This window comes from Methanolinea sp., assembly GCA_030055515.1.
Classification (GTDB): domain Archaea; phylum Halobacteriota; class Methanomicrobia; order Methanomicrobiales; family Methanospirillaceae; genus Methanolinea_A.
The window spans coordinates 382,234-395,424 of record JASFYI010000001.1 but is presented as its reverse complement, the minus strand read 5'-3'; the positions used below and the strand labels follow the sequence as shown (position 1 = coordinate 395,424).

Below are 13,191 nucleotides of genomic sequence, written 5' to 3'. Positions count from 1 at the left end.
CTCACCCTATCCCCCACTGGGCGAGGGTCGTCCGGGAGGGGTCGATGTCCGACCACGACCACCCGAGCGCCTCGATGATCCGGGATATCGGCTGCTTGATGGTCTTTTCCATCATGACCTCCCAGTCGACCTGGAACTCGGGCGGGACCTGGTCGCCATACTCGAAGCAGAGGACATCGGTCTTCGGGTACTTCCCCGTGACGTTCTTGATGTACACCCTCTTCGGCTTGCTCCCCCGCGAAAAGTCCATGCCGAGGTACTCGTTCGCGTACTTCGCCCCCCTCACGTGGGCATCGTCGTTCTGGTAATCTCCGAGTTCCTTCCCGATCCCCCCGGGGATCCCGATCTCGTCGAGCGTGTACTTCCCGGCGCGGAAGTCCCTGATCACTTCCCCGAGGTACTTCCGGACGGCTTCGTAGCCTTCCCCCTTGAGGATCAGCTCGATGACCCGGGCCTGGACGACCTTCGTGATCTGGGGGTAGTCACTCCGCCGGATCTCGAAGCCCACGATGTCGATCCCGTCCACGGGCACACCTTCCTTCCAGACCAGGTGCCCGGCGTACCTCTTCTTCCTCCCGGCCTGGAAGAACCTGCGGTAGACCTTCTCGAACTTTATCGAGAAGTAGTGGACGTCTGCATTCAGTTCCCTGCGGGCGAATTCCGCGTAGCTCTCGTTGACCACCGCCTCTATCCGCCGGGACTCCGCGATCGTCTCCTCGAGGCCGAGCCCCGGGAGCTCGACCATGCAGGAGTCCGTGTCCCCGTAGATGACGCGGTACCCCAGTCCCTCGATCACCCTCCGGGTGTGCTCGATGATCGCCCTCCCTACGGACGTGACCGCCGCGCCGATCTCCCTGTCGTAGAGCCGGAACCGCGCGTACCCGCTCACCCCGTAGTAACTGTTCATGATGACCTTGATGACGTTCTGCTGCATGTCGTACAGGACGTATTCCGGCGACCCGAAGGGGAACCTGTTCCTCATCGCCTTCTTCTCGTCCCTCTCGGCGAGGAGGTCGCGGATGATGCTCCGGGTAAGGCCGTCCGGTTCCTTCCTGAACCTGACACCGTTTGGTGCCCGGAGTTCTCCCTTCGGGTCCTTCGTCTCCGGGGACGCGTTGATCGTCATCATGGCCATGGGGTAGAGCGACTTTAGGTCGAGGACAACGACGTTCTCGCGGATACCCCTCGTCGGGTCGAATACCGTCGCCCCCTCGAACTCTTCCGCGGGGGCGTATCCCTTCGAGGGGAGGACGAACTTCCCGTGTGCCTTCCGGAGGACGAGGATGTCGATGATGTTCGAGGAGTTGAGCGTCTTTTCGAGGGGACAGCCCACGTATCGCGCGATCTCCCGGTAGAACTCGATTATCCTGTTCTTCTCGTTGATCCCCACGCAGAGGTACACGTCTTTGTAATTGTACTCGACGAGTGCGGGCAGGTCGTCCCGCCACGTGGCCGAGAGCGTCCCCTTGTATTTTACCTTCGTGTCGCCCAGTTCCGCCTCCGCGACGGCGTCGAGCCGGTAGGATTCCTTCTGTGTCACGTGCATCTTCCGGTACGCGAGGAGGAGGTCGAATATCGCCCTCCCCCGGACCGCGAGGCGCTCGATCTCGCCCTCGATCCGCGAGAGGCCCGAGAATGCAAGGGAGAGGGCATCCATCCTCCGGGAGATGTAGGGCAGGTCGAACTCGGTGAAGTTCCAGCCCGAGAGGATGTCGGGGTCCGTCTGCTTCACGTAGGATACGAATGCCTGGAGCATCGTTCTCTCGTCGGGGTAGAGCGTCACCTCGTGCCGCGCGGGATCGAAACAGCCGGATTCCCGCGGCGCTTCGCGCAAGGGGACCGGCCCGCCGAGTGCCTTCCCCGGGGGAGCGCACGCGAACGTGGTGTACCTGCCCGTGTAGGAATCCCACGCCGTGATGCAGATGATCGCGTCGCGCGCGGGCTGGGGGAAACCGTGCGCATCGTCGCACTCGATGTCCACCATGCAGATCCGCGGCGGCACGTCCGTGTCCGAGGGGGAGACCTGCCCGTAGTCGGCACAGGGGGCCGGCGAGGACATCCCTCCCCGTATCCCGCAGTCGATCGCAAACCGCGTGGTGAAGGGGATGTCCGCCTCGTAGTGGACCTTGTACCGCTCCCTCTCTTCCCTGACGTCGGTCGGCCGTTGCGTGAAGATCCTCACGAGGGTCTCTCCGCGGATCGACCGGTACCTCTTCCCTTCCTCCACCTCGGCCCTCGGGGACGGGGGAATTTCCGCGGCGAGCTCGGCGGGGACGTAGAAGTACGGCCGGAATCCCGTCACCTGCAGGTGAACGGAGTTCCTCCCGGTGTCCCTGCCGAAGACGTGGACGACGGGCCCGGAGGGGCCCACCGTGTACTCGATCTGGTTCACGGAGATGGCGAGTCCTGCAGTTCCTTCGCCTCCGCCCTCTCCTCCCGTCCCGGGTTCCCCTCGCATCTCCCTCAAACACCCAGTCTCGCGCAGAGCCCCTTCACTTCCTCGAGGGCCCGCGAGAACTTCTCGCTCTCCCATGAATCGAGTGCCCATTCCTCGATCTTCTCTATCCCGCCCCGCCCGATTCGCGCGGGGAGTCCGATCGAACAATCCGCTGCACCATACTCCCCGCTCGGGATGCAGGAACACGGGAGGACAGTCCCCTCGTTCCGGAGGATCGTTTTCACGAGCGTTGCGATGTGGTACGCGGGGCCGAAGACCGTCCCCCCCTTCCCCTTGATGACCTCCATGCTCGCCCCCTTCAGGCAGGCGAGTATCTCTTCCCTCCTCGGGATGTCCACCGGGTCGTCCAGCCGGCTGAAGAGGGGCACCTGGTTCTCCCCGTGGTCTCCGATGACGAAGGGGCGCCCGCGGATATTCGCCTCCCGGAGGATGAGGCCGAACCTCGCGGAATCGAGCTGGCCGCCGAACCCGATGCACCTCTCCGGTTCAAGGCCGTTTTTCTTGCAGAGGTAATAATTGTTTACGTCGACGGGGTTTGTCACGGTGATGAGGATACCGTCGAATCCGCGGATGGCCTGGCTGCACTCGGTCGCGACGGGGAGATTCGCGTCGAGGAGATCCGCACGTGTCCTGATCCCGGGGTTACGCGGCACGCCGGCCGAAAAAATGCATACGTCGGTCTTTGGGACCTCCCTCCAGTCCGTGCCGATTTGGATATCGATGCCCGCGTGGAGAATGTCGAGGACCTGTGCGCGGAGGAATTCGGACGCGCTGTCGTACATCACGAGCTCGTCCGCGAGCCCGAGCACCGCACAGAGGTACGCGACCTCGCCGCCCACTCTCCCCGTCCCGAGGACGGATATCCGTGCCATGCCATTCTCATTCGCGCGGGAAAAGGATAAATAATTACAATCGGTTCGCCCACCTCATACACATGCTCAGGCTTCTCCCGGGCCCGGTCGTGGCCGGCGGGGTCACCCTGCGGAACCACATGCTCCTCGCGGCGGGCATCCTCGGCACCACGGGGGCATCCCTCGCCCGGATCCTCCGCGGTGGTGCGGGCGGCGTCGTGACGAAGTCGATCGGGCCCCTCCCCCTCGAGGGGCACCCCGGCCCCTGCGTCGTCCCCCTCGATTGCGGCCTCCTCAACGCCATGGGACTCCCCAATCCCTCCATGGAATTCCTCGACGAGCTCGCGCCGCTCCGCGGCGAACCGGTCATCGCGAGCATCTTCGGGGGGACGCCAGAAGAGTGCGCGACCGTGTGCAGCTGGTTCCGGGACAGGGTCGCGGGCGTGGAACTGAACCTCTCGTGTCCCCACGCGAGGGGGTACGGCGCGGCGCTCGGGACGGACCCGACGATGGTCGAGGAGTGCACGAGGGCCGTTGCATCTGTCGGCCTCCCGACGTGGGTGAAGCTGACGCCGAACGTCACCGACATCGCCGAGATCGGGATGGCCGCAGAGCGGGGCGGCGCGTCGGCGATCGTCGCGATCAACACCCTGAAGGCGATGAGAATCTCGGTGGGACTGCGGCGCCCCGTCCTTGGGAACAGGTACGGCGGGCTCTCCGGAAGGGCGATCTTCCCCGTCGCGGTGAGGTGCGTGTACGAGCTCTACGAGGCGTGCTCCATTCCCATCATCGGGTGCGGGGGCGTGTCGTCGGCATCCGATGTCCTCGAGATGATGATGGCGGGCGCCGTTGCCGTCGAGATAGGGACCGCGGTCATGGATGACACGGCCATATTCTCCCGGATCGCGGCCGACCTTTACTCCGCGGACGGCGTTCCCGCGCGCGAGATCGTGGGGTGCGCCCATGATTGAAGGTCTTCCCGTCCCCGTCCGCGTGACGCGGGTCTTCCGGGAGACCCCCACGGTCACCACGCTGGTTTTCAACCGGGAGTTCCACTTCGTCCCTGGCCAGTTCGTGATGGTCTGGGTCCCGGGCATCGACGAGGTCCCGATGGCGCTCTCCTCGCCCTCCTCGATCACGGTCCAGCGCGTCGGCGACGCGACAACTGTCCTCTCATCACTCTGCCCGGGTGACAGTATCGGGATCAGGGGGCCGTTCGGGAACGGATTCCCGGCTGGCAGGAGAATGCTCGCCGTCGCGGGGGGTGTCGGTGCGGCCCCGATCCTCCCTGCCGTGGTCGCGGGGGGCGTGGAGAAGATCCTCCTCGGTGCCCGCTCGAGGGAGGAACTCCTCTTCTTGGAGAATTTCGCGTCGCTTTCTGACCTCGCGGTTGCAACCGACGACGGGTCGCTTGGGCACCGTGGACTCGTCACCGACCTCCTGCGCGAAGAGAACCTCGACCGGTACGACGCGGTTATCTGCTGTGGTCCAGAGAGGATGATGGCAACCGTCCTCTCCGTGCTCCGCGAGAGGGGATGCCAGGAGAAGGGACACTTCAGCCTCCACAGGTACATGAAGTGCGGGATCGGTGTCTGCGGCTCCTGCTGCATCGACCCGGACGGCCTGCGGGTCTGCCGGGACGGCCCCGTGTTCCCCGCGGCAATCCTCGAGAGGGGCGAGTTCGGGAGGTACTCGCGGGACGCGGCGGGGCGACGTCGGCCGGCCTGATCCCCGGCAGGCAGAAAGTTTTTGTATATATTTGTGGCACGATCAGGACCGATAATGCAGGTTAAATCCGCAAAAAAAGCGAATGCGCAGCGAAAATCATTTAGAAAGGTTTTAATAAGACCAGAAAGGATTTTAGTTTTGAACCTATACGCAAAGTGAATTATTGGTATGGTATAGGTAATCGTCAGAGAGGTGTGTAACAAATGGTGTTTCATCCCCCTGTTGCAATCGTCGCGAAAGCAGGCGATGCCGGGAAGTACAAGGTAGGACTGCCAGCATGGAACATGGTGATGCGTGGGTTCATGTCGGGGGCCTACATCGCCATGGGAGGCGGTCTCGCGACTGTGTGCAGCACCGGTGTCCTTGCAACCGATGCTGCGCTCAGGTATGGCACGGCGAGCGCGGGGTTCGCACAGCTCATCACGGGAGCCGTGTTCCCTGTCGGGCTTATCATCACCGTCCTCACGGGCGCAGAGCTCTTCACCGGTGACGCGATGCTCGCACCCATGGCCGCGTTCATCCACAAGGTCTCCTGGGCGCAGGTCCTCAACCTCTGGGTGTGGGTGTACATCGGCAACCTGATCGGGTCAATCGTGTACGCCTACATCATGGCATACGGCCCGTTCGTCTCCTTCGATGCCGCGGGAGCAGCGACGGTGACCGCCTTCGGTACGAGGGCGATAGCGATCGCGTCGGCCAAGGTGAGCTACGTAGGGACGATGGGGATGTGGTCGGCGTTCCTCAAGGGCATTGGCTGCAACTGGCTCGTGAACCTGGCCATCCTCCTCGGTATCTGCGCGGACGACGCGATTGGCAAGTTCTTCGGCATCTGGTTCCCGATCATGTGCTTCGTCTCCACCGGGTTTGAACACTCGATTGCCAACCAGTACTTCATATCCGCGGGCATCCTCACCCAGGGATTCATCACCGACCCAACGAAGATAAACGCGGGGTTGAACTGGGTGACCTTCTGGACGAACAACATGATCATCGTCACGATCGGCAACATCGTGGGTGGCATGTTCTTCGTCGGCGTGCTCTACTGGGTTGCCTTCAGGAAGGAGATCGCAGCCCTGAAGTAGCTGAACTGGATGAAGATAGGGGAAGTTAATGCGAAGATCTCGATCCTCGCCACCGCGGTGGTCGGGATCTTCGCGATTCTTTTGATTTACGCGTTCCTCGCCACGGGGGACTGGACGCTCCTTGCCTGGGGAATCCCGACTGTGGTCATGCTCTTTGCCATCCCCCTTGCCCTCAACTACATGAGCCAGAAGGAATACGCCGCCCTCGAGCCGGTGTACAGGGAGAGGGCGCGTCCCGTGAGGATCAGGATGATAAAGCCCCACATGATCGGTGAGATCGTGAAGGTCGAGGGGGTCGTCGAGAGGGTCTACTTCCAGTTCCTCAACCGGCCGCAGTACCTCGTCGCCGACAGGAGCGGCGAGATCTCCGTGAAGATGTTCACGTCGCCCCGCCAGAAGGTCAGGAAGGGTGACGTGGTCGAGGTTCTCGGGCAGGTGATGAAGAGGTACGTGGTCACGGGCGACCCCGTGATAAACGCGGTCTCCATCGTCCCCGTGCAGAGGACCGCGGACTCCCGGGAGAGGGAAAAAGGGAAGGGTCCCGCCTGATAGCAGTTCCTAGAACCTCGTTGCGAGTCCCCGCGCGAGGGGCTCATCGCGCCTTGACGGCATCCTCTCGATGTAGTCCTCGAACTTGTGGATCCTCGTGCTCACCGGGAACGGGATCGAGAAAGAGCTGATGATGGCCTCGCCCCGATCGAGCGTCTGAATCTCCGTGTCCATCCGGGAGAGATCCTGCTTTGCCGAGCTCGCGATCGTCTCCCTGTCTCCCCTGTCGCCGAGACCCATGATCACGAACGTGTTGATCTGCGCGAGGACCTTCGGGTCGATGTTCTTGGGCTGCTGGGTGATGACGCAGAGGCCCACGCCGAACTTCCTCCCCTCCATGGCACACTCCCGGAAGACCTGCGTCGACTGGCCACCCGCACCGAGGACCCTCTGCGCCTCCTCGATTGCGACGATGATGGCCGGGGCCGATTCCCCGGCGTTCCCGCCCGCACCGTACCTCTCCGCCTGTTCCTTCTGTGCCTCGAGGATCACGCGCGTGAGGACCGAGAGGACGAAGATCTCGCTCCTCTCGCTCATCCCGGGGATGTCCACGAGGACAACCTTCCGGTCTCTCAAGGCCGCGAGGATGTCAGGGATGCAGGATCCTTTCTCCCTGAAGAAATTCCGGTTCCCCTTCACGAGGTTCTCGAGCCTCCTCTTGATGACGCGGAGAGGCCCGGGGTTGGACGTCCGCAGCCGGTACGCGATATCCCGGTCGGTTCCTTGGAGGGCCTGGTAGGTGGTCGGCGTGAACTCCTCGGGATCGAGCCGCGAGAAAAACCCTATCACCGTCCCCCCCTTGTAGTCGCCAAGGGCCTCGAGGATGTCCCTCTGCGGGTCAGAGAGGTCGTAGAGGATCGAGAGGTCGCTTGCCCTCATGTCGTCGTACTCGAGCGAGAGGCTGCTTGCCCTGTAGAGCCTGCGCTGTTCCTCGGGCCGGGTCGTGAAGACCGCGAGGCCGTCCTGCAGCCCCTTCACGTGCGTGAGCCCTCTCGTCGGCTCGCCCGTGGAGCTCTGCCCGCCCGTGAGGTACTCCCCGTGGGGATCCACGACGAGGAGGCCGAATTTCCTCGCCTGCATGCAGGACGCGCAGAAGACCTTCATGAAGTTGCTCTTCCCCATTCCGGTCGTCGCGAAGACTCCCATGTGCTGGGGGAGGACGCTGCTGTGGATCTTGACGGGGACCCCCGCGAGTACGTCCTGCCCCGTCCTCATCGCCCCCACCTCGATGTCCCCCATGACCGTGGAGAGGAACCCGAGGTCATCCCCGGACGGGTAATCCACGGGCGAGAACTTCGTGGGCACGGTGCGCGGCTTGTGGAACTTCCCGCGTGCATCCACGTACCCGAGGGGGAACGCCTCGACGCCGATGAAGACGTCCTCGCCGAGGTTGTAGAACCGGCCGGAATATGGTCTCGTGTCCCACTTTTCGTCCGCGAAGTTACTCTCGTGGACGAGGTCTGTCACCCGCGCGAAGAAGACGAGCCCCTTCTTCCGGTCCTGCACCTTCACGATGTCCCCCACGTAGACGGTCTCGTCGTGGGGCACGACGAACCGGTACGAGAGCACGCTCGTCCCAATCAGCCGCCACTTCGAGTTGTCCTGCGTTTCAATAGCGTCCAAATGTATCATGGTAATCACCGAAGAGCACGTCGACATCGGATGCCCGCAGGCCCACGTCCGCGAATCCGGCCATCAGGTCAGACCTGACCTTCTCGAGGACGTCTGCGTTTATCGCGACGTGCCTGTGCACGTCGAGGAGGGGGTAGGGATACCCCTCGACCCTCGCGTCGTCCGCGCACGCCGAGAGGAGCGAGAACGCGTCGTCTGCAGCCTGTTCCGGGGTTCCCCGCGGGAGCTCGACCTTGACGGGGACTGTTTTTCCCCTCGCGAGGGAACAGACGTACACATCGCCGTGCTCCCACTGGGCGTAGCGCGTGCGGTCGAGGATGTCCTCCCCGATCTTCACCCACCACGGGGAACGCAGGCCCTCAGCCTGCGCGAGTGCCCCGACGGCGGGGAGGAGGGGGTACTTTCCCCCCCACGTCGCGGCAGTCCGCTTTGCAACCGCGACGAGGTGGATGCCTCGATCGCGGGACTCCTTGATGATGGAGACGAGGACAGGGTCGTGGCATTCCTCGGAGACCCGGAGTGCGCCGTCAAGGAGGAGGAGATCGGCCCGCGCGCACCGCCGGGCACATGCCAGCGCAACCCAGTACTCGTAGGTGTCCCGGATCGCGGCCGCGGCCCGGGAGGGGTCGTCGAAATTCGGGAGGTTCCGCGGTGGGACGCCGAAACACTCCTCGTAGAGCGAGGAGAACTCTCTCCCCGCACCGGGGGAATCCGCCGCGTGGAGGAGCACCGGGGTGATGCCGGCAGGTTCCCTCTCGCCGCCGCGGAAACGGGAAAAACCCGCCCTCACCGCGACCACTGTCATGCCCGGTGCGTCGAGCACCGTCGCATTGCTCCCGTCTACCGCCCATGCCATGCAGGAACCCCGTGGACCGACGGGACGGAAGTCGCGGCGGGATAAACCCGTGTATTCCCTGAATACCTCGCCGATGTCCCGGGGGACGTACTCCACCACGGCGCGGGCGATTGCCCGGATTGACTCGAGGTACGGGTCGGGGGGCACCTACGTCACCTCGACGATCCTGCTCCTCTGCGAGTCGACCATCTCGACGAGGAGGGTGTGGGCAAATTCCCCCTGTATCTCCGGGATGTGGGAGATGAGGATGATCTGGGGGAAATGTGCCTCCTGCGAGCGGAGGGCCTGGAGGAGGTTTGCCCTCCTCTCCTCGTCCTGGCTCCCGAATATCTCGTCGAAGACGAGGAACGTGCTCTCCCTGACGCTGTGCAGGCCGGAGATGTACCGCGAGAGGGCCACCCGGAGTGCGACAGCGATGTCGTCCTGTTCTCCCCCGGAGTAGCGGGAGATGGGGTAGTCACCGTCGATGTCGCGCACGAGGATGTTGAAATCCTCGTCCACGAGCACGCGGTCGTACCGCCCGGAGGTGATCTCCGCGAGGATCCGGCTCACCTCTTCCTCGATGTCTGCCCTTATGACCCCCGCGAGGTAGAGGACGAACTCTGCGACTGTTCTGCGGGTGACGCGGAGCAGGGCGGCCCTCTTCTCGAGGGCGGCGATCTCCCCCTTTGCCCTCTCCTGCTCCTCCACGACCGCGCGGAGACTGGAGAGACGTTCCTGCAGGATCCCGGACCTCGTGTCGAGGGAAGAGATCTCCCCCGAGATCTCCCGGAGTCGGGAGGCGAGGCGGGACCTGTCGGCGGAAAGAAAGCCCAGCCTCCCGAGGTTCTCCCTGCATGAAGAGAGCCGTGCCCCGAGAGCCTCGAGTTCTGCCCTGATCGCGTCCCTCTCGGCCCGGATATCCGCTTCGCGAGCGAGCCGCTCCTGCAGGATGAGGGCCTCGTCGCGGGACGCCTGGAGCGACCGGAACTCTTCCTCCCTCTCCGCCTTCAGGACCGGGTCGTAGCCGAGCGACTCGAGCGCCTGCACGAGGGAGCGGCAGCGTGCCATCTCTCCTTCCATCTCGCGGAGGAGCCCGTCCCTCTCCGCGACGAGAGCCCCGAGCCTCTCCTGGTGGAACTGCAGTTCGCGCAGCCGCTCCGCCATCTTTTCGAGGGCGGCGACTTCCCCGCGCGTTTTCTCGTGGATGTCGGGGCTGTACTCTCCCACCCCGAGTGCTTCGAGCCTCCCCGCGCGGGATGCGCGTTCCTCCTCGACCTCGCGCAACCTCTCCTCGAGATTCTCCTTGCGCGCTACCGCCTCGTGGAGTCCGCGCTCGACGTGCGAGAATTCTACGAGGTCACGGTCTATCGCGGCGATCTCTCCCTCCGTGCGTTCCTCCTCCTCCCTGCATGCAGAGAGGGCGGAGAGGATCTCGTCGAGTTCCCCCTCGATCCGGGCTATCCGTTCCGCGTACTCCCTCTCGATGCGGGGGTAGTGATCCCCGAGGACCTGGTGACAGAGGGGGCAGGTCCCGCCCGGGCCGGCGGAGAGGATTCTCTCCCGGTCGGAGGAGAGCGATTCCTCCTCTTTTCGAAGCGTTTCCGCGCGCGTTTCGAGTTGCGCGGCCCTCGTCCCGAGCTGGCGCAGCCGCGACTCGAGCTCGGATCTCTTCTCCCTCGACCGGGATGCCCCTTCCAGCCTCTCCCGAAGCACCCTCGCTTTCCCTTCGCATTCCTCGATCTCCCCGCGGATCCTCCCCGCGAGGGCCGAGAGATCGGAGAGTGCCCTCCATTCGACCTGGGCCTTCTCGAGCCTGGAGAGGAGGTCGCGCGCCTGCGCGAGCCGGGAGGCGACGGGAGAGAGAGACGCGAGTTCGCCGGCTTCCGCGGTGTACGCCTCGATCTGGTCCGAGAGGTCGAGGAGCCTCGCCTTCCCGACACGTGCCGCGGCCTCTGCCTGCGCGATCCTGTCGCGGAGGTCGAGGTACTCCCGTTCCTTCTTTTTCATCGCCTCCAGTTCCGCGGTGATCTCTGCCAACCGCCCGAGTGCGGGTGCGAGTGACTCGAGCCTCTCGCGCGCGCCCGCGAGCTGGAGGAGTTCGGACTCTTTCTGGCGGAGTTTCTCCTCGAGGGCGGCACGCGCTTCCCCGAGGGTCGCCTCCTCCCCGAGCAGCCGGTCTGCTTCCTCGAGGAGCGCCTTCTCCTCGTATTTTCCGCGGAGCACCCGCGCGATGTCCTTTATCTCCTGCTCGAGGGCGGGAATCGCGGTGGCATCGCCCTTGGCCGCGAGCACCTCGAGCCTGTTCTTCTCGCGTTCGAGGGACGCCTCGGTCTCCTCGACCCACTGCCTGATGACCTCGTCGCTCGCGGTTTTCAGCTTCTCGATGCCGAGGACCTGCATGAACCACTCCTTCCTCGCGCCGGGGCGGACCTCGAGGAGGGCGAGGAGATCCTTCTGCGCGGCATACACGGTATTCCTGAAATCGGACGGTCCCATGCCGCAGAGCCTCTCGATCTCCGCGGCGACCTCGGAGACCCCTGTCGCGAGGAGCCTCTCGCCCATGTTCAGCTGTGCCTCGTGGGAAACCGCACCTCTCTTCCTGAAAGAGCGGACGACCGAGTACCGTTCACCCCCGACGACGAAGTCCAGCCGCACCTCGCACTTCGCCCGTTCGTCCGCGAAAGACGAGACGATGTACTCGGACTGGACACCGGTACCCTGGATGCCGAAGAGCGCAAAGAGGATTGCCTCCACGATGCTGCTCTTTCCCGTCCCGTTGTTCCCGACTATCCCCGTGATTCCGTCCCTGAAGTGGATCTCCGCGTCCTCGAACCGCTTGAAGTTCCGCAGTGCGAGCCTCTCAATCAGCACCCCTCTCGCCCTCCTCCTGGAGTGCGATTGCTATCGCCCTCGACCCGTAGTCCCTGACGAAATTCATGTCGTCGGTCCCCATGTTCTTCCCCGAGACGAACCTTGCATACTCGGCGAGGTAGTCGAGGGACTTTATGTCCCTGTTCTCGCTCGCCCTCCTGTACTCCCCGGGGACCCTCGCCTGTACCTTCAGGTCGAGCATCGTCCTCCGGATCTCCGAGAGATCCCTCTGTGCGAGCTGCCGCTGGTGCTCCCGGTCGGGGAAACATACCGTGACTGTCACCATCGAGAGCGGGGGGACGCAATTCTCCTCGATCCTCCTCCTGATGATGCCGGGGACTTCCGCGGGTGGCACTTCCCGCGCATCGATGGTATCCAGTTTTACCAGTGGCGTGTGCGGGAGGGGCAGGTGCGAGGTCGTTTTCTTCGCGAGGTCAACCACGATGCCGCCCTTCTGGTCCTCGGCCTCGCCATACGTCAGGTACTCGAGCGAACCGGAGTACCACGCCTTTTCCCCCACGCGTACCTGCCCGTGGTAATGCCCTAGCGCGATGTAGTCGAAAGTGCTGCCGCCGGTCACCATTGTCGAGTCTATCTCGTGTTCCGCGACCGTGTTGAGCCTCTTTTCCTTGAGTGTCGACGAGAGGCCGTGCGTGACGAGGACGTTGTAGCGATTCCTGTCCGGGACGATGCTGTCGTAGGCTTCCCTGTAGTGCTCGGGCCTGAGCATGTTGGGGATGAGGTGGAAGACGGCCTCCCCCAGCTCGACCCGCTCGTACCGGTAGGAGTACGCCGCGTGGAGCTCGCCGTGGTGGAACTCGAGGACCCTGAAAGGGGAGGGGGTGTAGCGCGTCTTGGGCATGCTGTGGTTCCCCGAGATCAGCACGAGGGGGATTCCCGCAGCCGATAGCCGGTCGATCGCCTCGAGCGCGGTCATGTACGCCATCGTCTTGGGCCTGACCTGGTCGAAGAGGTCGCCCGCGTGCACCACGACGTCGGGGCGCAGCGACACGATCCTGTCGATGGCATCGAGGAAGTGAGAGTAAATGAGTTTTTCCCGGAGATTCATCCCGGAATCCGGGTCCACCTTCTGGAACTGCGAGAGACCCAGGTGCGTGTCAGCGATGTGGACGAGCTTCATCTCTCACCACGATCCCGGGTATTCATTCCCCCAAAAAGACT

10 protein-coding genes are annotated in these 13,191 nt (G+C 63.8%); 4 read left to right on the top strand and 6 right to left on the bottom strand.

The window, feature by feature from the left end:
• Nucleotide 1: 1 nt before the first annotated feature.
• Complete coding sequence (locus tag QFX32_02150) at nucleotides 2-2,458, bottom strand: DNA-directed DNA polymerase (GenBank protein ID MDI9632844.1); 2,457 nt, start codon at nucleotides 2,456-2,458, stop codon at nucleotides 2-4.
• Nucleotides 2,459-2,463: 5 nt separating this feature from the next.
• Nucleotides 2,464-3,330: a lactate dehydrogenase gene (locus QFX32_02145; protein MDI9632843.1), complete on the bottom strand. Its 867-nt coding sequence runs from the start codon at nucleotides 3,328-3,330 to the stop codon at nucleotides 2,464-2,466.
• A gap of 62 nt (nucleotides 3,331-3,392) precedes the next feature.
• On the opposite strand from QFX32_02145, the gene QFX32_02140 reads away from it, so the two are divergent.
• The 4 genes from QFX32_02140 to QFX32_02125 all read left to right on the top strand — a co-directional run bounded on the left by QFX32_02140 (nucleotide 3,393) and on the right by QFX32_02125 (nucleotide 6,668).
• Nucleotides 3,393-4,280 (top strand): dihydroorotate dehydrogenase, encoded by an 888-nt coding sequence (locus QFX32_02140; GenBank protein MDI9632842.1) that lies wholly within the window; start codon nucleotides 3,393-3,395, stop codon nucleotides 4,278-4,280.
• Complete coding sequence (locus QFX32_02135; protein MDI9632841.1) at nucleotides 4,273-5,037, top strand: dihydroorotate dehydrogenase electron transfer subunit; 765 nt, start codon at nucleotides 4,273-4,275, stop codon at nucleotides 5,035-5,037. The genes QFX32_02140 and QFX32_02135 overlap by 8 nt, the downstream gene beginning before the upstream one ends.
• Nucleotides 5,038-5,240: 203 nt before the next feature.
• Entirely contained in the window at nucleotides 5,241-6,119 is an 879-nt protein-coding gene (locus tag QFX32_02130; GenBank protein MDI9632840.1) for a formate/nitrite transporter family protein, read from the top strand.
• 9 nt (nucleotides 6,120-6,128) lie between these two features.
• Entirely contained in the window at nucleotides 6,129-6,668 is a 540-nt protein-coding gene (locus QFX32_02125; protein MDI9632839.1) for a nucleotide-binding protein, read from the top strand.
• A 9-nt stretch (nucleotides 6,669-6,677) separates the two neighbouring features.
• On the opposite strand, the gene QFX32_02120 is transcribed toward QFX32_02125, so the two are convergent.
• The 4 genes from QFX32_02120 to QFX32_02105 are packed head-to-tail and all read right to left on the bottom strand — an operon-like array spanning nucleotide 6,678 to nucleotide 13,150.
• Nucleotides 6,678-8,300: an ATP-binding protein gene (locus QFX32_02120; GenBank protein MDI9632838.1), complete on the bottom strand. Its 1,623-nt coding sequence runs from the start codon at nucleotides 8,298-8,300 to the stop codon at nucleotides 6,678-6,680.
• Nucleotides 8,278-9,303 (bottom strand): DNA double-strand break repair nuclease NurA, encoded by a 1,026-nt coding sequence (locus QFX32_02115; GenBank protein ID MDI9632837.1) that lies wholly within the window; start codon nucleotides 9,301-9,303, stop codon nucleotides 8,278-8,280. The genes QFX32_02120 and QFX32_02115 overlap by 23 nt, the downstream gene beginning before the upstream one ends.
• On the bottom strand, nucleotides 9,304-12,009 hold the full coding sequence (locus QFX32_02110) for an SMC family ATPase (protein ID MDI9632836.1): 2,706 nt from the start codon (nucleotides 12,007-12,009) through the stop codon (nucleotides 9,304-9,306).
• The gene (locus QFX32_02105) at nucleotides 11,999-13,150 is read right to left on the bottom strand and encodes a metallophosphoesterase (GenBank protein ID MDI9632835.1); all 1,152 of its coding nucleotides are present in this window, start codon (nucleotides 13,148-13,150) and stop codon (nucleotides 11,999-12,001) included. Before QFX32_02105 ends, QFX32_02110 begins: the two co-directional genes overlap by 11 nt.
• Nucleotides 13,151-13,191 lie beyond the last annotated feature (41 nt).